The following is a 20,646-nucleotide window of genomic DNA, read 5'->3' as shown; positions in this document are numbered from 1 at the left end:
GCTCAGGCGTCGCTGAACGTCTTGCGCCGCGCGCTGTCTGCGATGGTCACTCCCGCCGCATTCAGCCTGCGCGCGGTCTCTTGAGCCGAGACCGGCTCTCCCACAGTGTCGTACGACCCTGTGGGCACCACCGAATGCACGACGGTGTCCTCGTAGACATGGACCAGGTTGTAGCCCTGGGCACCGTCGCGTCCGCGCAATCCGCCTGCGGGCACGTTCAGATCCTGGGTGTAGCAGGTGGCCGACGCCACCGAGACCGGGATACCCGCGAACGTGGCCGTCGTCGAATAGTGCAGGTGCCCAGCAAGAATGGATCGCACATCGGTTCCGCGTAGCACGTCGGCCAGGCGAGGCTGATCGATCAGCTCGACCAGCACGGCGAGATCGAGCACGGTCGGTACCGGCGGATGATGCATCGCGAGAATAGTGCCGAACTCGGCGGGGGTAGCGAGAGTGTCTGCCAACCAAGCCAATTGCTCGTCGCCGAGCTCGCCGTGATGCCTGCCCGGGACCGTCGTGTCGAGCGTCACCACACGAAGACCGTCGACGTCATGGACACGATCGATGGACTGCCCGGTGGGTTCGGCGTCGAGAAGCTTCTGACGAAACGTCGCCCGGTCGTCGTGATTGCCCATCGCCCAGACGATCTGCGCACCGAGTTCCTCGGCCACCGGCTCGACCAACGCGCGCAATTTCTCGTACGCGCCCGGCTCACCCTTGTCCGTCAGATCCCCCGTGAACACCAATGCGTCGGGCCGCACACCGGAGTTGCGTACGTCGGTCATCACCTGCTCGAGCCGCAAATGACTGTCCACGCCCCCGTACAACCGACCTCCGCCGTCGACGAGATGCGTGTCGCTGATATGCAGCAAGCAGTGATGGGGACGTGGGTACTCGGCCATCCGAGACTTCATCGAACTCTCGCTCACGATCGGACCTACCGTTTCACGTTCACCCGGCCGGGCGAACGCCACTGTTGCAACCCAAGCATACGAGCGTTCACTGAGAAAAAGCTGGTCGGATCTACGCGGTGAACACCGCACCAACATCCGGCGTGTGACAGGTTGAGAGCATGACGAAACCGAAGCTGACCACCCTTCTCGCAACTGCAGGACTGACGGTGGGGTCGATGGTCGGCATCGGCGTCGCGCCCGCTGCCGCGCAGGAGCTGCCGACCGTGGTGCTGGTGCACGGAGCCTTCGCGGACAACACCAGCTGGGACGGCGTAGCCGACAACCTCCGTGGCCGCGGCTACCCGGTGGTGACGGCGGACAACTCGCTGCGCGGACCGGCGTTCGACGCGGCCTCGGTCACCGATGTCGTCGAGAGCATCGACGGGCCGGTGGTACTGGTGGGCCATTCGTACGGCGGCACGGTGATCAGCAACGTGCACGCCGACAACGTGGAAGCGCTGGTCTACGTCGCCGCGTTCATGCCCGTCGAGGGCGAACCCGTCGCCCTGGAACTCGACCCCATCCGATTCCCGGTGACCGCGCTGGTACCGCCGGTGATCGGCCTGTCGATCGTCGACGACTCCTCCAACCTGATCGGCAAGAACGTCGACTCGTACATCACGCCTGCCCTGTTCCGGCCGTTCTTCGCCCCTGATGTCACCGAGGAGCAGGCCGCGCGCATGGTCGCTCACCAGAAGACGATCGCTGCCGGTGCGCTGCTCGAGCCGAGCGGTCCGCCGTCCTGGGCGGACACACCGTCGTGGGCGCTGATTCCCCAGCAGGATCAGATCATCCCGGCCTCGGCCGAGCGGTTCATGGCGCAGCGGGCGGGTGCTCGGGTGACCGAGGTGCCGGGTTCGCACGCGATCCTGGTCTCGAACCCCGCAGCCGTGGCCGACCTCGTCGCCGAGGCGGATGCGGGCAGCTGACACCTCACGAAACGACCTCGGGCCCGGCCACCTGTCGACGGTGGCCGGGCCCGAGGAGTGTTAGGACGAGCGTCAGATCCCGATGAGATCGTGATCGGCGACCTTCGCGGCAAGGATGCGTAGGTGCTCGTCGGCACCACCGAGCGTGTGCTCGATGGCCACCAGTCGACTGGTGTAGTGCCCCACCGGATATTCGGCCGTCACGCCGATTCCGCCGTGCAACTGAATGGCCTCCTGGCCGATCTTGCGACCGGACCGCGAGATCTGCAGCTTCGCTCGCGACGCGATGGTCGGGTCGACGTTGCCGTCGGCCAAGGACATCGTGGCGTACAGGCTCATGCTGCGGGCGAGTTCGAGCAGCACGTACATGTCCGCCGCACGGAAGGTGAGCGCCTGGAACTTGGCCAGCGGAACCCCGAACTGCTTGCGCTGCTTGAGGTAATCGGTGGTCAACCGAAGCGCCTCTTCCATCGCACCGATCGCCTCGGCGCAGAGCGCGGCCTGCGCTCGCACCTCGGCACCGGTGATGGCCGCGGCCGCGTTCTCGGCGGTGCCGAGCGGTTCGGCTGCGACGTCGACGAATTCGATCTGCGCGGCGCGCTGACCGTCGTGGGTGGCGTAGGACTTACGCGTGAGACCGGTCGCGTCGGCGTCGACGACGAACAATCCTGTTCCACCGGTGGGCAGCGTCGCACTGACGACGATCACGTCTGCGCTACCACCGTGCGGAACCGGATTCTTGACGCCGCTGATCGACCACGACCCACCGTCCTCGGTGGCGGCGGTGGCGACCTCGATGTTGGGCCAGCGGCTACCGGATTCGTTGTGCGCGAACGCCAACATCGACGATCCCTCGGCGACGGGCGGCAGGAGCCGCGCGCGCTGATCGGCGCTGCCGAGCTCGGAGATCAACCCGCCGGGAACGAGAACGGCGTCGAGAATCGGCTCCGGTGCGAGCCGTCGTCCGACCTCGGTCATCACGGCCATGATCTCCACCGGACCGGCGTCCATCCCGCCGTCTTCTTCGCTGAACGTCAGACCCAGGAGGCCGACCTCGGCCAACTGCTTCCAGACGTCGGTGCTCCAGCCCAGCTCACCGGCAACGATCTTGTTGCGCTTCTCGGTGTCGTAGGCCCGCGAGAGAACCTCACGAGTGGTGTCGCGCAGCAGCTTCTGCTCTTCGTTGAGTTCGAAATCCATGTCTTCAGATGCTCCCTTACAGTCCGAGAATCGCAGAGGCGATGATGGTGCGCTGAACCTCGTTCGAGCCGCCGTAGATCGACACCTTGCGGTAGTTGAGATACCCCGGTACCGAGCGCTGCGCCCAGCCCTCGCTCTCGATGTCCTCGCCCGCCTCGTAGGGCAGTGAGTCCGGCCCGGCGACGTCCATCAGCAATTCGGTGGTGGTCTGCTGCAGTTCCGATCCCCGCAGCTTGAGGATGGACGACGCCGGATTCGGCTTGCCGTCGTCCGAGCTCGACACCATGCGCAGCTGAGTCAGCTCGAGGGCGAGCAGTTCGTTCTCGACCTCGGCCATCTTGGCCGCGAACAGTGGATCGTCGAGCAGCGTGCCGGTGCCGACCTTGGTCTGCGCCGCGTGCTTCTTCGCCTGTCCCAGATGGACTTTGGTGTGTCCGGCCCGGGCGACGCCGGTGCGCTCGTTGCCGAGCAGGAACTTGGCGTAGCTCCAGCCCTGGTTCTCCTCGCCGACGAGGTTCTCCGCCGGAACGCGGACGTTGTCGAAGAAGACCTCGTTGACCTCGACACTGCCGTCGACCAGCTTGATGGGACGCATCTCGATGCCGGGAGTGTTCAGATCGATCAGCAGGAACGAGATTCCGGCCTGCTTCTTCGGCGCGTCCGGGTTGGTGCGCACGAGGGCGAAGATCCAGTCGGCGTACTGGCCGAGCGTGGTCCACGTCTTCTGTCCGTTGACGATGTAGTCGTCACCGTCGCGGATGGCGGTGGTGCGCAACGACGCCAGGTCCGATCCGGCCTCGGGCTCGGAGAAGCCCTGGCACCACCAGATGTCGAGGTTCGCCGTCTTGGGCAGGAACTTCTCCTTGAGCTCCTGCGAGCCGAACGTCGCGATGACCGGGCCGACCATCGAGGCATTGAACGCCAGCGGCTCGGGCACCGACGCCAACTGCATTTCGTCGAGCCAGATGTGACGCTGTACAGCGGTCCAGTCGCGGCCACCGAACTCGGCGGGCCAATGCGGCACCGCCAGGCCGTTCTCGTTGAGGATTCGCATGGTCGTGACCACCTCGTCCTTGCTCAACTCCTGACCCGTCGCGCTCTTCTCGCGAATCTCGGCGGGGACCTTCGTGGTGAAGAACGTCCGCATCTCGTCACGGAACGCGGCCTCTTCTTCTGTCAGGGCAAGATTCATCGACAATCCTCCAAGCTCGTTCGCGTATCTTCGTATCGACCGTACTCCCTGGTAACTCTGGGATATTCTCCGCTCACTATGACTCTTCTGGCACTGGTTCGGCACGGTGAAACGAACTGGAATCTGCACGGGCGCCTGCAGGGCTCTTCGGACATTCCTCTCAACGACACCGGCCGCGCTCAGGCCCGCGAGGCCGGCTACGAACTCGAGTACCGGACATGGGACCACCTGGTCAGCTCCCCGCTTATCCGAGCAGCGGAAACCGCAGACATCATCGGCGCGCACCTGGGTCTGACCCGCACCGCCGAGTTCCCCGATCTGGCCGAGCGGCACTTCGGTGACGCCGAGGGCTTCACCGACTGGGACGCGTACTCGCACTGGCCGGACGGCCGGTACCCGGGCTTGGAGCCGCGTTCGAACCTGATCGTGCGAGGTGTGCGCGGCGTGGACGAGATCGCGTCGCGTTTCCCGGACTCCGCGGTGATCGCCGTGGCGCACGGCGGCGTCATCCGGGCGATCTTCGACGCGATCCGGCGACGCCACTCCCCGCGCATCCTCAACGCGGGCGTCTCCACCCTCGAACACGACGGTTCTCGCTGGACCGTTCGCACCATCAACGGCATCCCGGTCTGACAGAGTTTTCCTTCATGGAGATCGAACGTCGCATCACCGAACTCGGCTTCACGTTGCCCGGTGAACCGACCGCCCCACCCGGTTTCGAGTTCTCGTTCGAATGGGTGCGCGTACGCGGCAACCGGGTCTTCGCCTCCGGCCATTCGCCCTTGGACCCGGACGGCACCCTGGCCGGCCCGTTCGGTGCGGTGCCGTCGCAGGTCGATCTCGACTCGGCCACCGACGCCGCACGCGACACCGCGCTGGCGCTCCTCGGCAGCGTCGCCAGGGCAATCGGCGACCTCGATCGAATCAGCGCGTGGCTGACCGTGACCGGGTCGGTCAATGCCGACCACGGCTTCACTCAGACCACCACGGTCGTCAACGGCTTCTCCGATCTGGTGCTCGCCATCTTCGGTCCGGAGATCGGCGCTCATGCCCGCACCGCACTCGGGGTGTCTGCATTGCCGATGAACAACACCGTCGTGGTGTCAGCGGAACTGGAGATCGACGGGTAGGTTTTGCTCCACTCGTACATACGGCGAAAGCGGGCGCAGATGGTGCGCAGATCGATTCTTGCTCTGGTCGCGATTCTCATCGGCATCCTCGGGTTGTCCGGCTGCAGCTCGTCCTCACAGTCACTGCTGGACCGGGTGCAGGACGAGGGCGTACTGGTCGTCGGCACCGAGGGCACCTACAGTCCGTTCAGCTATCAGGGCGCGGACGGACAACTCACCGGATACGACATCGACGTCATCAACGCCGTCGGAGCCGAGTTGGGCGTACGCGTCGACTTCGTGCAGACCCCGTTCGACTCGATCTTCGCCGGACTGCAATCCCAACGCTTCGACCTGATCGCCAACCAGGTCTCGATCACCCCTGCGCGCCAGTCGGCCTACGACCTGTCCACGCCGTACACGGTGTCGGAAGGCCAGATCCTCACGGCCGCAGACGACTCCACCATCACCTCTCTCGCCGATCTGGCCGGCAAGACCACCGCGCAATCCTCGACGAGCAACTGGGCCGAGGTCGCGGCGAACGCAGGCGCGAACGTCGAAGCCGTCGAGGGATTCGTCCAGGCGGTCACTCTCGTCAAGGACGGCCGCGTCGACGCCACCGTCAACGATTCCCTCGCTATCGCCGAATACCTGCAGCAGACCGGCGACACCGGCGTGAAGATCGCAGGCGAGACCGGCGACACGACGCTGCAATCCTTCGTGGCCCGCAAGGACAGTGGGCTGATGGACGAGGTCGACACCGCCATCGACACGCTGCGCGAGAACGGCACCATCGCCGAGATCTCGAACAAGTACTTCGGCAGTGATGTCGCCGCACCGACCGCCGACACCGTGGTTCCGACGAGCGACGACGCAGCGTCGACGGCACCGTCCAAAACGCAGCTCGTTCTCGACAACCTGTGGCCGATGCTCAAAGCCACGGTGACAATGACGATTCCGCTGACCGCCATCAGCTTCGTGGTCGGGCTCGTCATCGCCCTCACGGTGGCATTGGCCCGGATCTCGTCGATCGCACCGCTCGCTGCGGTCGCCCGGTTCTACGTCTCGATCATCCGCGGCACTCCCCTGCTGCTGCAGCTGTTCATCATCTTCTACGGGCTACCGCAGTTCGGCATCGTGATCTCGCCGTTCCCGGCCGCGGTGGTCGCGTTCTCGCTCAATGTCGGTGGCTACGCGGCCGAGGTGATCCGGGCCGCGATACTGAGTGTGCCCAAGGGGCAGTGGGAGGCCGCGCAGACCATCGGGATGGGCTACCGAACCACGTTGCAGCGCATCGTGCTTCCGCAGGCGCTGCGCACCGCGGTACCACCGTTGTCGAACACGCTGATCTCGCTGGTCAAGGACACCTCGCTGGCATCGACCATCCTGGTCACCGAGCTGCTGCGCGTCGCACAGCTGGCAGCGGCACCGACCTTCGACTTCTTCACCCTGTATACCGTTGCGGCGCTCTACTACTGGGTGATCTGCATCGTTCTCTCGTTCTTCCAAGGCAAACTCGAAGTCCGACTCGACAGGTACGTGGCCAAATGACAGACCTGCTGGAAGTATCCGCACTGAAGAAATCGTTCGGGCCACTCGAGGTGTTGAAGGACATCTCGTTCACCGTGCCGTCCGGCACCGTCACCGTCATCATCGGACCGTCCGGATCCGGCAAGACCACGGTGCTGCGCACACTGAACGCACTCGATCAGGCCGACGCAGGCATCATCCGCATCGGGGACGTGTCGGTGGATTTCGCAGAATCCGTCAGCGCGGCGCAGCTCCGACACTTCCGCGCTCAGAGCGGCATGGTGTTCCAGAGCCACAACCTGTTTCCGCACAAGACGGTGCTGCAGAACATCATCGAGGGACCGGTGATCGTGCAGAAGCGAGCCAAGGACGACGCCATCCGTGACGCGCACGCGATCCTCGATCAGATCGGTCTCGACGCCAAGTCCGACCAGTACCCGTTCCAACTGTCCGGAGGCCAGCAACAACGCGTCGGAATCGCCCGAGCTCTGGCCCTGCGCCCCAAGCTGATGCTGTTCGACGAGCCCACCTCGGCACTCGATCCCGAACTCGTCGGCGAGGTGCTCGGCGTCATCAAAGGTCTTGCCGCGCAGGGCTGGACGATGGTGATCGTCACCCACGAAATCCGCTTCGCCCAGCAAGTCGCCGATCAGGTGCTGTTCATCGAGAACGGCGTCGTCCTCGAACGCGGCACACCGGAACAGGTGCTGGTGAACCCGACGGAGCCCCGTACCCGCCAGTTCCTGCAGCGGATATTGGCGTAGCGGGGCTGCGTAGAGGGGCTGCGCCCCATGTGAGTGGAACTTCGTAGCAGGGGTCGAGTTTCCACTCACCTGCGGCAAAGCCGCTCTAGAGGTGCGGCAGCACCTTGTCCAGGGTGATCGGCAGGTCGCGGACTCGGACGCCGGTGGCGTTGTAGACGGCATTGCCGATGGCCGCCGAGGATCCGACCGCACCGATCTCACCGATTCCCTTGCCGCCCATCGGCGCGAGTTCGGTGTCGACCTCCTCGACCCACACGGCCTCGAGATCGGTGACGTCCGCACACGCCGGGATGTGGTACTCGGCGAGATCGTGATTGGCGAACCCGCCGAACTCGTGATCGGTGATGCCGTTCTCCATCAGCGCCATGCCGAGTCCGAACGTCATGCCGCCGATGAGCTGAGACCTCGCCAGCCGCGGGTTCATCACCGCGCCGATGCCGAAGACACCGAGCATCCTACGTACCCGCACCTCACCGGTGTCGACGTCGACCGCGACCTCGGCGAACTGGGCACCGAAAGCCATGCGCGCCAGCTCCTTCTGCCCCTCGACGTCGTCGGTGGTGTCGGCCTCGGCGGAGTTGCCCGGCTCGTACGAACCCTGAGACTTCAACGAGTGGCAGACCTTGGTGACGGCCCAGCCCCACGACGAGGTACCCGAGGACCCACCGGCTCCCGGAGCGGTCGGCAGAGCGCTGTCGCCGAGTTCGACGGTCACGCTGTCTGCATCGACCTCGAGAGCATCGGCGGCAATCTGTCGCAGCACGGTGCGCGCGCCGGTACCGATGTCCGACGCGGCGACGGACACCGTGATCGTGCCGTCCGACTCCACTCGCGCCGACGCGGTACTCGGCGAGATCAACACCGGGTAGCTGGCCGTCGCGACTCCCATGCCGACAAGAGAGTTGCCTTCTCTACGCCGACCGGGCGTGGAATCGCGGCGGTCCCAGCCGAACTGCTCCGCACCCTCGCGAAGGCACTGCACCACACTGCGTGAGCTGAACGGGTTACCACTGGCGGGATCGACGTCCGGCTCGTTGCGAACGCGCAGTTCGATCGGATCGACGCCGGTGGCCGCGGCCAATTCGTCGATGGCCGTCTCGACGGCGAACATGCCGGGTGCCTCGCCGGGTGCCCGCATCCACCGCGGCGTTCCGACGTCCAGTTTCGCGAGACGGTGGGTGGTGCGACGGTTGGGGGCCGCATAGATGTGCCGAGTCGATTCCGACGTCTGCTCACAGAACTCGAAGATCGTGCTGGTCTGCTGGAACGAATCGTGCGCGATCGCCTGCAGCGCACCGGTCGAATCAGCGCCCAGACGAACGTGATTGAGCGTCGGCGTGCGGTACCCGACGACATCGAACAACGCCTGCCTCGGCAGCACCAATTTCACGGTGCGGCCGGTGGCTCGCGCGGCCATCGCAGCGAGGATCGCGTTGGGCCGAGTACTTCCCTTGGCTCCGAATCCGCCGCCGACGTTCTCCGCGACGACGCGAACGTTCTCGGGCTCGAGGTCGAACGCCGTGGCGAGATCGCCCTGCACACCCGACGGTGCCTGCGTCGAGTCCCACAGCGTCAGAACGCCGTCGGCCCACTGCGCCGTGGTGGCATGCGGCTCCATCGGACTGTTGTGCATCGGCGCGGTGGAATACCAGTTGTCGACGACATGCTCGGCCGTCTTCAGCGCTGCATCGGGATCCCCGATCGTCACGTCGGTGGGAAAGCCGGCGTTCACGGACTCGGGTGCGTAGAGCGAGCCGTGCTCGGCCGTCAAAGTGTTGTCGGGTGAGCGGACATCGGTGTACTGCACCCGCACTCGGGCTGCGGCGGCGCGGGCGTCCTGAAGAGTATCTGCCACGACGACGGCCACGATCTGACCGCGGTACGCGACGGTGTTCGATTGCAGGACATGCAGTTCGGCGTCCTCGACCTCACCCAGCTTCTCCGCGTTGCCGTGCCAGACGACCGCATGCACCGTGGGGTCGTCGTCCAGTTCGACTCGTTCGACCGTGCCCGCAGGAACTGTCGCGGGCACGTACCAGGCGTACAGCTGCCCGACGGCCGGCGGTTGCTCGGCGGCGTACCGAGCCCGGCCGGTGACCTTCGCGATCGATTCGGTGCGCTGAATCGGCTGTCCGATCGATGCAGTCATGACCGGTCTCCCGACACTGTGAGTTCCGCCAAGGTGCGGGTGACGAGATTGGTCACCAGTGGGATCTTGAACGCGTTGTCGCGCAACGGTTCCGCCGCGTCGAGTTCCAGCGCGATGGCCCGCCGGAACGACGCCTCCTCGGCGGCCGCTCCGAGCAGCGTGTGCTCGGCCGTGCGAGCCCGCCACGGCTTGTGCGCCACACCGCCCAGCGCGATCGACACCCCGCGCACGATTCCGTCCTCGACATCGAGAGTGGCGGCGACCGAGACGATCGCGAAGGCGTAGGACTGCCGGTCTCTCACCTTGCGGTAGGTGGAGACGGTGCCGTCCGCCGGTGCCGGTATCTCGATGGCCGTGACGAGTTCGTCCCGCGCGACCGTGTTGTCGCGCTCGGGCGCGTCGCCGGGGAGCCGATAGAAGTCATCGATAGCGAGGGTGCGCTCTCCGTCGACTCCGCGCACGACCACACGCGCGTCGAGAGCGGACAGCGCGACCGCCATGTCGGAGGGATGCGTCGCCACGCAGGCCTCCGAGGCCCCGAGGATGGCAAGGTTGCGGTGCTCACCGGTCCGGGCCGGGCAGCCCGACCCGGGTTCGCGCTTGTTGCACGGCTTCGATGCATCCATGAAGTACACGCACCGAGTGCGCTGGAACAGGTTCCCGCCGGTGGTGGCCATGTTGCGCAACTGACCCGAGGCACCGGCCAGCACCGCCCGCGAGAGCACCGGATAACGCTGACGCACCACCGGGTGCACCGCAAGATCACTGTTGCTCACGCCGGAACCGACACGAAGCGAGCCGTCGTCGGATACATCGATGTCGTGCAACGGAAGTCGCGTCACGTCGATCAGCGTCGTCGGGCCCACGACTCCGAGTTTCATCAGGTCCACGAGGTTGGTTCCCCCGCCGAGCAGCATCGCGTTCTCGTTCTCGGCGAGGCGGGCCACGGCGTCGTCGACTGCGGTGGCTGCGTCGTACTCGAAGGTCTTCACGACGCGTCCCGTACGGCCGACACGATATTGCAGTAGGCACCGCAACGACAGAGGTTGCCGCTCATACGTTCTCGTATCTCGTCGGGATCGAGTTCGACGTCGGCACCCTCGATGTCCTCGGTGACCGCGCTGGGCCATCCCTGCTTGGCCTCTTCGATCACCGCGACCGCCGAACAGATCTGCCCGGATGTGCAGTACCCGCACTGGAACGCGTCGCGATCGACGAAGGCCTGCTGCACGGGGTGCAGGGTGTCGCCGTCGGCCAACCCCTCGACCGTGGTGATCTCACGATCCTGCTGCGCCACTGCGAACGTCAGGCAGCTGTTGATCCGCCGTCCGTCCACCAGCACCGTGCAGGCCCCGCACTGCCCGTGGTCACACCCCTTCTTGGCACCGATCAGGTCCAGGTTCTCGCGGAGAGCGTCGAGCAGGGTGGTTCGGGTATCGCAGTCGAAAGCGCGGTCGGTCCCGTTGACACGGAGAGTGACGTTGGTCATGCACGAGCGGATACCCGCGGCCTCGGCCACCAAACGCTCGCGCTTGGGTCGTGCGCGGAAACTCGTAGTGGGCTACGAAGTGCCGTGCACGTGCTCTAGCGCCTGCCCTTGTACTTCCCGCCGCCGCTACGTCCGGGAGGACCGGAATCGGGTTGCAGTTGAATCAGTACGCCACTGATGCGGGTGCGGCGCAACGCCTCGACGGTCTCGTCGGCGAGGTCGGCCGGCAACTCCACCAACGAGTGATCGGGACGAATACTGATGTGCCCGAAGTCGCTTCGACGCAGACCGCCCTCGTTGGCGATGGCACCGACGATGGCTCCCGGGGCGACGTGATGCCGCTTGCCGACGCTGATCCGGTACGTCGCCATTTCCTGGCCGGTCTTGCGATGATGCGAGCTGGCCGCGTCCTCGTCGAACGTGCGCGGTGGCCGGGGTTCGCGCGGCTCGCGCGGTGCCCGCGGCGGGGCAGGCGGCTCGGGCTTGAGCAGGAACGCTTCGCCGTCGCGGGACTGAATGGCCAGCGCTGCCGCGATGTCGACCAACGGCACGTCGTGCTCGCGCTCGTAGTCCTCGATGAGCCGGCGGAACAGCGCCAGATTCTCGTTGCCGAGGCTCTCGGTGATGGAGTCCTTGAACTTCGTCACGCGCTGCGCGTTGACGTCGTCGACGCTCGGGAGCTGCATCTCGGTGATCGGCTGACGCGTCGCACGCTCGATGGCCTTGAGCAGGTGCCGCTCGCGCGGCGCGACGAAGAGCAGTGCCTGCCCGGCGCGGCCGGCGCGACCGGTACGACCGATGCGGTGCACGTAGGACTCGGTGTCGTGCGGGATGTCGTAGTTGATGACGTGCGAGATGCGGTCGACGTCGAGACCGCGGGCCGCGACGTCGGTGGCCACCAGGATGTCGATCTGACCGTTCTTGAGCTGCCCGATGGTGCGCTCACGCTGGGCCTGCACGATGTCGCCGTTGATCGCCGCGGCCGAGAAGCCCCGTGCGCGCAGCTTCTCGGCGAGCTCCTCGGTGGCCTGCTTGGTACGGACGAACATGATCATCGCCTCGAACTCTTCGACCTCGAAGATTCGAGTGAGCGCCTCCAGCTTGCGCTGATGTGCCACCTGGACGTAGCGCTGGGTGATGTTCGGTGCCGTCGACGTCTTGGTCTTGACGGTGATCTCCACCGGATCGTGCAGGTACTGCTTGGAGATCTTGCGAATCGCGGCCGGCATCGTGGCCGAGAACAACGCGACCTGCTTGTACTCCGGGGTGTCGGAGAGGATGCGCTCGACGTCCTCCTGGAAACCCATCTTGAGCATCTCGTCGGCCTCGTCGAGCACCAGGTACTCGAGCCCGGACAGGTCGAGGGTGCCCTTCTCGAGATGGTCGATGACGCGGCCGGGAGTACCGACGATGATCTGCGCGCCCTTGCGCAGACCGGACAGCTGGATGCCGTACGCCTGACCGCCGTAGATCGGCAGGATGTGCAGACCCGGAATGTGGGTGGCGTACTTGCCGAACGCCTCGGCGACCTGGAGCGCCAGCTCACGGGTCGGGGCCAGTACCAGAGCCTGCGGCACCCGACGCGAGACGTCGAGACGCGAGAGGATCGGCACCGCGAACGCGGCGGTCTTGCCGGTTCCGGTCTGCGCGAGTCCGACGACGTCGTTGCCGGCCATCAGCGGCGGAATGGTGGCCGCCTGAATGGGCGACGGGCTCTCGTAGCCGACATCGCGGAGGGCCTTCAGGACCCGCTCGTCGATCCCGAGGTCGGCGAAGGTGATGTCGTCGCCCGCTGGAACGGCGGACTCCTGCGGGGTCGAATTCGTCTCGTCGGACGTCACGGCGGCATCCTGTTCAGTTTCTGAAGTGCTCATATGTCGCACGAGTTTAGTACCTGCTCGGGCCCTGCGAACCCTTCTACGCTGATCAGGTGACGAAAACGGTCACAACGGCCTGCGGTGCGAGCGGCCTCACACCGGCGACCCGACACCCGAACGCGACTGCGGACCGTTAAGTTGTACCCCGAGTCACACTCAACTACCCCGGACTCGCGGCAAAGTCGACAAACCGGACACCCCGGATGGTGCGCCACGGCCTCGAATGTGATGAAATGCACAACTACCACGCTATTTTTCCGTAAGGGGTCCAGCAGTGCGCGAATATTCTGTGCCGGCGTCGTTCACCATTCCTGACGACGCATCCATGGCCGACACCGTCTACAGGTACGAGAAGGAATCGCCCAACTTCGTACCCTTCCAACGTCTGGTGAACGGCAACTGGACCGATGTCACCGCAGCTCGCTTCGCGACCGAGGTCGCGGCAGCAGCCAAGGGACTTATCGCCTCCGGTATCGAACTCGGCGACCGTGTCGCGATCCTCAGCGCGACGCGCTACGAGTGGGTCGTCCTCGATTACGCCATCTGGTCCGCAGGTGGCTGCACCGTCGCGATCTACGAGACCTCCTCCGCCGACCAGGCGCAGTGGATTCTCGAGGACTCCGCCACCAAGTTGCTCGTCGTCGAGACCGCAGCGCACGCCTCGAACCTCAAAGAGGTCACCGAGGGTGCCAAGGATCTGCGTGAGGTTCTGCAGATCGACGCCGGAGCCATCGACGAGCTGACCACCCGCGGAGCCTCGGTCAGCGACGAGGAACTGCATGCACGACGCCATCAGGTCAGCGCGGCATCGCCCGCGACCCTGATCTACACCTCGGGCACCACCGGGCGGCCCAAGGGCGTTCAGCTCACGCACGCCAACTTCTACGCCGAGGTGCAGGCCACCCAGATCGCGCTGCACGACTCGATGAAGGAGGGCAATCGCACGCTGATGTTCCTCCCGATGGCGCACGTGTTCGCCCGCGCCGTCTCGTTCGGCTCGTTCGAGTCCAAGGTCACCGTCGGACACACCTCGGACGTGACGACGCTGGTGGATCAGTTCGCCGTGTTCAAGCCGGACTTCATCCTGTCGGTGCCGCGTGTGTTCGAGAAGGTCTACAACTCCGCCAAGCAGAAGGCACACGACGGCGGCAAGGGTTCCATCTTCGACAAGGCCGCCGCGACGGCCATCGAGTGGAGCGAGGCCCAGGAGAAGGGCGGAGCCGGGCTGGTTCTGAACCTCAAGCACACGGTGTTCGACAAGCTCGTGTACTCCAAGCTACGCGCCGCACTCGGCGGCAACTGCACCCGCGCGGTGTCCGGTGGCGGACCTCTCGGTGCCCGCCTCGGCCACTTCTTCCGCGGTGCGGGCGTCCCGGTCTACGAGGGCTACGGCCTGACCGAGACCAGCGCGGCCATCACCGTCAACACCACCAAGGAACAGCGCGTCGGCACCGTCGGCAAGCCCATCGACGGCCACTCGGTGAAGGTCGCCGAGGACGGCGAACTGCTGCTCAAGGGACCGGTCGTGTTCAGCGGCTACTGGCACAACGAGAAGGCCACGTCCGAGGCCATCGTCGACGGCTGGTTCCACACCGGCGACCTCGGTGCAATCGACCAGGAAGGCTACGTCTCGATCACCGGCCGCAAGAAGGAGATCATCGTGACCGCGGGTGGCAAGAACGTCGCCCCCGCAGTGCTCGAGGATGCCCTCCGCGCGAACGCGATCATCAGCCAGTGCCTCGTCGTGGGCGACGCCAAGCCGTTCATCGGTGCGCTCATCACGCTCGACCCGGAGGCGCTGCCGGGCTGGCTCGAGCGGCACAACCTGTCCGCGGACATTCCGTTCTCCGAGTTGTCCAAGAATCCCGAGATGGTCGCCGAGATCGACAAGGCCGTCGCCGAGGCCAACAAGAAGGTCTCGAGCCCGGAGCAGATCAAGAAGTACACGATCCTCGAGAACGACTTCACCGTCGAAACCGGTGAGCTCACCCCGACGATGAAGCTCAAGCGCAACATCATTCATGCCGAGCGCGGCAGCGACATCGAAGCCATCTACTCGTAGATCGACCGAACGAGAACGGGCCCGGCGCTATCCTCGCGCCGGGCCCGTTCTTTTTCGTTTGTCAGGACATGTGGTCGTCGAGGAACTCCGCCACCACCGACGTCACCTGCAGATGGATCTTCTCGTGCAGCAGGTCGTGGCCACCGTCCTCGAATTCACGCAGGGACGCGTCGGGAACACCGCCGATCCACTCGCGCACCGCATCGACCGGAGCCAGACGATCGTCCACGCCGTGCACGGCCAGCAGCGGAATGACGTTGTCGGCGAGATCGGTGACCGAGCCGGTCACCGACTTGGGTGTTCCGCACAGTACGGCGCACTGCACCGCCTCCGGATGCGCGCCGAGGGCTGCGATGGCCGTCGCCGCGCCCAACGAATGACCCATCAGTGCGAACGACAATTCCGGGTGTTCGGCCTCTGCGATCTCGAGCAACTGCAGCGCGTTCTGAGCGAGTGCGGGAATCTGAGCGGCGTCCGTCAACTCACCTTCGGTGAGGCCGTGGCCCACGTGATCGACCGCCCACACATCGACTCCGCGTCCGTTGAGGACGCGAGCGAAACGGTGATAATGGCCGCTGTTCTGGCCGAGACCGTGCAGAAAAACGAGACCGAAACGAGCATCGGGGACAGTCCAGTTTCGGTAATGGACCGCGCCGGTGGCTCCGTCGAAAAAAGGCATTCGATCATTTTGCCTCCTCGCGACGGCATCCGCGCGCAACGTGACCGGAACCGCTCGCGGCGGTGACTAGGGTGGGCGCGTGTTCCTCATCGGCGATCGCGTCATCTACAGCGCCAGCGACCTCGCCGCGGCAGCGTCGTGCGAATTCGGACTGCTGCGCCGACTCGACGGCCTCACCGGTCTGATCCCGCAGGCCACCGCCGAGCCGGATCCGATGCTCGACCGCACCTCTGCACTCGGATTCGAGCACGAACGCCGTCAACTCGAGACATTCCAGCAGCGGTTTCCCGGCGGCGTCCTGACGATGGACCGACCGGGACGCACAGCGCAGGAAATGGCCGACGCGGCCTGGGCGACGTTCACCGCCCTGACCTCCCGCACACCCGTGGTCTATCAGGCCACGTTCTTCGACGGCCGATTTCTCGGTTTCTGCGACTTCCTGGTGGCCGAGGGCGATCGGTACGCCGTGTACGACACCAAGCTGTCGCGGCACGCGAAGGTGTCGGCACTGCTGCAGTTGGCGGCCTACGCGGACGCGCTGCGGTCCGGCGGCATCACCCCGAGCGACGAGGTGCACCTGATGCTCGGCGACGGCAGCGACTCCGCGCACTCGCTCGCGGAGATCCTGCCGGTCTACCGACAGTCCAGGGAACACCTGCAACACATCCTCGACGAGCACCACGCCGAGGGGACCGTCGTCGACTGGTTCGACTCGCGCTATTCCGGCTGCGGACAGTGCGAGGCCTGCACGGTCGAGGTGGAACAGCACCGCGACCTGGTTCTCGTCGCAGGCATGCGCGCGAGCACCAGGGACAGACTGCTCGACGCCGGCATCTCGACGGTCGACGAACTGGCTGCATCGACCGGAAGCGTGGACGGCATGTCGTCTCGCACGGTCACGAATCTGCGAGCTCAGGCCGCGCTGCAGGTTCGTCAGGAACACAGCGGCGACGCCGAGTTCGAGATCTTCGACGCCGACGCCCTCGGCGTGATCCCCGAGCCCGATCCGGGAGACATCTTCTTCGACTTCGAGGGCGACCCACTGTGGGCCGAGGCCGGCAGTGCCGAATGGGGACTCGAGTACCTGTTCGGTGTCTACACCGCCGACGGCGATTTCCTCCCGTTCTGGGCGCACGATCGCGCGCAGGAACGCCGCGCCCTGATCGACTTCCTCGACTACGTGACCACCCGTCGCGCCGCCTACCCGAACATGCACGTCTACCACTACGCGCCGTACGAGAAGACCGCGCTACTGCGCCTCGCCGGACGCTACGGAGTGGGTGAGGACGCAGTCGACGACCTACTGCGGGACGACGTTCTGGTCGACCTCTACCCGATCGTGCGATCTGCGGTGCGCATCGGAGCCAGGTCGTACAGCATCAAGAAGCTCGAACCCCTGTACATGCCCGCGGCCCGCGACGGGGACGTCACCGATGCGGCCGCGTCGATCGTCGAATACGCGAACTGGTGCGATCTACGAGACCAGGGCAAGGACGCCGAGGCTGCTGCGCTCCTCGCCGATATCGCCGAGTACAACCGCACCGACTGCGAATCGACGCTGCGACTGCGGGATTGGTTACTTGGGCGCGCGTCGGACGCCGGTGTGCACCCGCGGGCTCGGCAGCATCTCGAACTCGAAGACGGTGCGACGGACACCGCGAGCCCGCTGGAGCTCGAACTCGCCGACTACGCCGGTCTGCCGTGGGAGCGCACCTCGACGCAGCAGGCCGTCGCATTGTTCTCCGGTTCCATCGGCTACCACCGCCGCGAGCGAAAGCCGTTCTGGTGGGCGCACTTCGATCGCCTCACCCACCCGCTCGACGAGTGGGCCGACGCAGCCGACGTGCTGAAGGTCGAGCGCGCCGAGCTGGTGCACGACTGGATGAAGACTGCACCGAAGCAACGGGTCCTGCGACGACAGCTCAAGCTGCTGGGACATCTGAGCAGCGGAGTCCTGTCGAGCTCCAGGGTCAAGCTGCTCTACGAAAACCCGGCCCCGGAGGGATTACCGAAACAGCAGCCGACCCATCGGGCGACCACGACGGTCGAGATCGTGGAAGCGGGCTACGAGGGCACCCTCGACATGGTGGTGGTGCAGGAGAACCTGCGCAAGGGAGTGGACGAGTACTCCGACTTCCCCGTCGCCACCGCACCCGAGCCGCCCCCGGCCACCAAGTACCTGGAGCAGGCGATCGTTGCCGTCGCGGCCGAGGTCCACGCCGCATTGCCCCACCTTCCGCGCACGGCCGTCGCCGATCTGCTGACGCTGTCGCCGCCCCGAACCCGTTCCGGCACCGGACTTCCCGAGGTGCACGCCGGCGACTACGCGGCGGCCGTCACGGCGGCACTGCTCGATCTGGACCGGTCGTACGTTGCCGTGCAGGGGCCGCCCGGGACCGGGAAGACGTACACCGCCGCGCGGGTCATCGCCGAGTTGGTCGATGTCCATCACTGGAAGGTCGGGGTGGTGGGCCAGTCGCATCACGTGGTGAACAATCTGCTGGACACGATTGTTCAGGCCGGAGTCGACCCGGGTCGGGTGGGTAAGAAAGCCCCGACCGCCCACACCGTCGTCGACCCGGCGGAGTACTCGCGCTTCGTCACCGAGGCCGAGGACGGCTGCGTCATCGGCGGTACTGCCTGGGACTTCTCCAACCCCGGCCGCATTCCGCCCGAGTCGCTCGATCTGCTGGTCATCGACGAGGCCGGGCAGTTCTCCCTGGCCAATACCATCGCCGTCTCGGTGTCCGCACGCAACCTGCTGCTGCTCGGCGATCCGGCACAGTTGCCGCAGGTCAGCCAGGGCACTCACCCCGAACCCGTGGACGAGTCGGCTCTGGGTTGGATCACCAGCGGTCACCCGACGCTGCCCGTCGACCGCGGGTACTTCCTGGCCACGACGTGGCGGATGCATCCCGATCTGTGCGGGCCGGTCTCGGCACTGTCGTACGAGGGCAAGCTCGAGTCCAACCGTGCTGTGACACAGGCACGTTCACTGGAGTCGCTCGAACCCGGCCTGCACCTCGTCTACCTCGACCACCACGGCAACTCCACCGACTCGGTGGAGGAAGCCGACGAGATCGTCACTCACGTGCAGAAGCTGCTGGGCCGACTGTGGAGCGACCCGCAATCCTTCGAGGGTGCGCGGCCGATGGACCAGGGCGACTTCCTGGTCGTCGCGGCCTACAACGCGCAGGTGGCCGTCATCGCCCTGCGACTCGCGGCCGCCGGACTCGACGAGGTCTCGGTGGGCACCGTCGACAAGTTCCAAGGACGGCAGGCACCGGTGGTGTTGATCTCGATGGCCGCGTCGGCAATCGAAGACGTGCCACGGGGCATGGGATTCCTGTTGTCCCGCAACAGACTCAACGTCGCCGTCTCGCGAGGCCAGTGGGCCGCGATATTGGTCCGGTCGCGGGCACTGACCCGGTACCTGCCGTCGACCCCGGCCGGACTGGTCACCCTCGGCACTTTCATGAGCCTGTGCGAGAACGGAATTCAGCCGAACGCCATGCCCTCACCACGATAGGTGGGGACCGCCTCGACGGACCCGTCGGCGTGTACCAGATGCAGGGTGTCGAATCGCTCGCACAGCTCGCCGGCCTTGGCATGCCGGAACCAGACGCGGTCACCGATCCTGATCTCTGCCGCTCCGCTCACCGGAGTCTGGACCTCGCCCGCACCTTCGTTGCGCAGCAACTTCAGACTCGACGTCACCACGCCCCTGGCCTTTCTCGACCACGCGATCGGCCGCGGGGACCTCGACGTCGACGCCGGACCCGACGCGATGTAGCCGCCGCCGAACAACGTCGCGATCTGTGGCGTCGGCTTGCGCACCGCGGGCAGCGCGAAGAACAGCGAGGGCTCGGCCGAGAACGCGCGATACCGATCGAAGAGCGTCGGCGCGAACAAACCCGATCCCGCGGTCACCTCGGTGACGACCGGATCGGCCGCCGAGAACTCGATCGACCCGGTACCGCCACTGTTGACGATCTCGATCCGGCCGACTGCCGCGGTCACGGCCTCGACCACCGCCGTTCTGCGCGTGGAGATCTCACGAGACGACAGCGACTTCATCCATTCCACCGCGAGATTGGCGTCGGGCACACCGGCGATCTGCGCCTCGTAGAACATCAGCCCGACCACCCGGAACCCCCGCGCCTGCGCCGCCCGCGCGAAGGCGGCGACCTGCTCGGGTTCGCGCAGCGGCGAACGTCTGACACCGATGTGCAGCGGCCCGATCCGCAGCGAGGCATCGACATCGAGACAGATACGGGGCTTGAGAAGATCGCTGGCGGTGGCGTCGCGCACGATGTCCAGCTGTGCGACGTCGTCGACCATCAGCGTGATGCGCCCCGACAGAACACGATCGTTGACGACCTCGGCGAGGGCGGTGCGGTCGACCGTCGGGTACCCCATCAGGATGTCCTCGACGCCGTGGCGTGCCAACCAGATCGCCTCACGCAGGGAGTACGCCATGACCCCGCTCACGCCGTCGGCCGCGAGCACCCGCTCCAAAACCGCCCGGGACCGAACCGACTTGCTCGCGATCCTGATCGGCACTCCGTCCGCCCGTGCTCGCAGCGCCGCAGCATTGGCATCGAGAGCCGCCAGATCGACTGCAGCCAAGGGTGATTCGAGCCCTTCGGTGGCAGCGGCGATACGGGACAGTGGTGTCGTGTCGGTGGTTGCGACACCGGCGATCGAACTCAT

The 20,646-nt window shown here is 65.9% G+C and carries 16 protein-coding genes; 7 read left to right on the top strand and 9 right to left on the bottom strand.

The features are described 5' to 3' along the window. Positions 1 to 2: 2 nt before the first annotated feature. The gene (locus R3P95_RS13080) at positions 3 to 914 is read right to left on the bottom strand and encodes a phosphodiesterase (protein ID WP_068053283.1); all 912 of its coding nucleotides are present in this window, start codon (positions 912 to 914) and stop codon (positions 3 to 5) included. 158 nt (positions 915 to 1,072) lie between these two features. On the opposite strand from R3P95_RS13080, the gene R3P95_RS13075 reads away from it, so the two are divergent. Further along, positions 1,073 to 1,882 carry an alpha/beta fold hydrolase gene (locus R3P95_RS13075; protein WP_094641337.1) on the top strand — a complete coding sequence of 270 codons (810 nt, stop codon included), beginning with the start codon at positions 1,073 to 1,075 and terminating at the stop codon, positions 1,880 to 1,882. A gap of 72 nt (positions 1,883 to 1,954) precedes the next feature. Here R3P95_RS13075 and R3P95_RS13070 read toward each other — a convergent pair whose 3' ends face one another. Together R3P95_RS13070 and R3P95_RS13065 are read right to left on the bottom strand one after the other, a co-directional pair. After that, the gene (locus R3P95_RS13070; RefSeq protein ID WP_317548524.1) at positions 1,955 to 3,082 is read right to left on the bottom strand and encodes an acyl-CoA dehydrogenase family protein; all 1,128 of its coding nucleotides are present in this window, start codon (positions 3,080 to 3,082) and stop codon (positions 1,955 to 1,957) included. Positions 3,083 to 3,098: 16 nt separating this feature from the next. Continuing rightward, complete coding sequence (locus R3P95_RS13065; protein WP_317548523.1) at positions 3,099 to 4,274, bottom strand: acyl-CoA dehydrogenase family protein; 1,176 nt, start codon at positions 4,272 to 4,274, stop codon at positions 3,099 to 3,101. Between the two features lie 78 nt (positions 4,275 to 4,352). Here R3P95_RS13065 and R3P95_RS13060 point away from each other — a divergent pair, with 78 nt between their 5' ends. From R3P95_RS13060 to R3P95_RS13045, 4 genes are read left to right on the top strand one after another with little or no spacing between them, the layout of a single operon-like run. Then, entirely contained in the window at positions 4,353 to 4,907 is a 555-nt protein-coding gene (locus R3P95_RS13060; RefSeq protein WP_094669582.1) for a histidine phosphatase family protein, read from the top strand. Positions 4,908 to 4,921: 14 nt separating this feature from the next. After that, positions 4,922 to 5,404 (top strand): RidA family protein, encoded by a 483-nt coding sequence (locus R3P95_RS13055; RefSeq protein WP_317548522.1) that lies wholly within the window; start codon positions 4,922 to 4,924, stop codon positions 5,402 to 5,404. Between the two features lie 39 nt (positions 5,405 to 5,443). Beyond that, a complete protein-coding gene (locus tag R3P95_RS13050) occupies positions 5,444 to 6,934 on the top strand; it encodes an ABC transporter permease subunit (RefSeq protein WP_317548520.1) in 1,491 nt (496 codons plus the stop codon). After that, on the top strand, positions 6,931 to 7,677 hold the full coding sequence (locus tag R3P95_RS13045) for an amino acid ABC transporter ATP-binding protein (protein WP_317548519.1): 747 nt from the start codon (positions 6,931 to 6,933) through the stop codon (positions 7,675 to 7,677). Before R3P95_RS13050 ends, R3P95_RS13045 begins: the two co-directional genes overlap by 4 nt. A gap of 85 nt (positions 7,678 to 7,762) precedes the next feature. Here R3P95_RS13045 and R3P95_RS13040 read toward each other — a convergent pair whose 3' ends face one another. The 4 genes from R3P95_RS13040 to R3P95_RS13025 all read right to left on the bottom strand — a co-directional run bounded on the left by R3P95_RS13040 (position 7,763) and on the right by R3P95_RS13025 (position 13,189). Next, positions 7,763 to 9,826, bottom strand: coding sequence for a xanthine dehydrogenase family protein molybdopterin-binding subunit (locus R3P95_RS13040; protein ID WP_317548518.1), 2,064 nt, complete (start codon positions 9,824 to 9,826; stop codon positions 7,763 to 7,765). Further along, positions 9,823 to 10,818 (bottom strand): FAD binding domain-containing protein, encoded by a 996-nt coding sequence (locus tag R3P95_RS13035; RefSeq protein ID WP_317548516.1) that lies wholly within the window; start codon positions 10,816 to 10,818, stop codon positions 9,823 to 9,825. The genes R3P95_RS13040 and R3P95_RS13035 overlap by 4 nt, the downstream gene beginning before the upstream one ends. Beyond that, positions 10,815 to 11,315, bottom strand: a complete 501-nt coding sequence (locus R3P95_RS13030) for a 2Fe-2S iron-sulfur cluster-binding protein (protein ID WP_068053261.1) — start codon at positions 11,313 to 11,315, stop codon at positions 10,815 to 10,817. Before R3P95_RS13030 ends, R3P95_RS13035 begins: the two co-directional genes overlap by 4 nt. A gap of 95 nt (positions 11,316 to 11,410) precedes the next feature. Beyond that, a complete protein-coding gene (locus tag R3P95_RS13025; protein WP_317548515.1) occupies positions 11,411 to 13,189 on the bottom strand; it encodes a DEAD/DEAH box helicase in 1,779 nt (592 codons plus the stop codon). A gap of 277 nt (positions 13,190 to 13,466) precedes the next feature. Here R3P95_RS13025 and R3P95_RS13020 point away from each other — a divergent pair, with 277 nt between their 5' ends. Further along, positions 13,467 to 15,254, top strand: coding sequence for an AMP-dependent synthetase/ligase (locus tag R3P95_RS13020; RefSeq protein ID WP_300525300.1), 1,788 nt, complete (start codon positions 13,467 to 13,469; stop codon positions 15,252 to 15,254). A 61-nt stretch (positions 15,255 to 15,315) separates the two neighbouring features. Here the strand turns inward: R3P95_RS13020 and R3P95_RS13015 are convergent, their stop codons facing one another. Beyond that, a complete protein-coding gene (locus R3P95_RS13015; RefSeq protein WP_068053245.1) occupies positions 15,316 to 15,933 on the bottom strand; it encodes an alpha/beta hydrolase in 618 nt (205 codons plus the stop codon). Positions 15,934 to 16,012: 79 nt separating this feature from the next. On the opposite strand from R3P95_RS13015, the gene R3P95_RS13010 reads away from it, so the two are divergent. Beyond that, positions 16,013 to 19,462: a TM0106 family RecB-like putative nuclease gene (locus R3P95_RS13010; protein ID WP_317548514.1), complete on the top strand. Its 3,450-nt coding sequence runs from the start codon at positions 16,013 to 16,015 to the stop codon at positions 19,460 to 19,462. Here the strand turns inward: R3P95_RS13010 and R3P95_RS13005 are convergent. Continuing rightward, on the bottom strand, positions 19,432 to 20,646 hold the full coding sequence (locus R3P95_RS13005; RefSeq protein WP_317548513.1) for an alanine racemase: 1,215 nt from the start codon (positions 20,644 to 20,646) through the stop codon (positions 19,432 to 19,434). The genes R3P95_RS13010 and R3P95_RS13005 overlap by 31 nt on opposite strands.

The organism is Rhodococcus cercidiphylli (genome assembly GCF_033042225.1).
In the GTDB taxonomy this organism is placed as follows: Bacteria; Actinomycetota; Actinomycetes; order Mycobacteriales; family Mycobacteriaceae; genus Rhodococcoides.
This window is presented reverse-complemented; position numbering and strand designations above follow the sequence as displayed.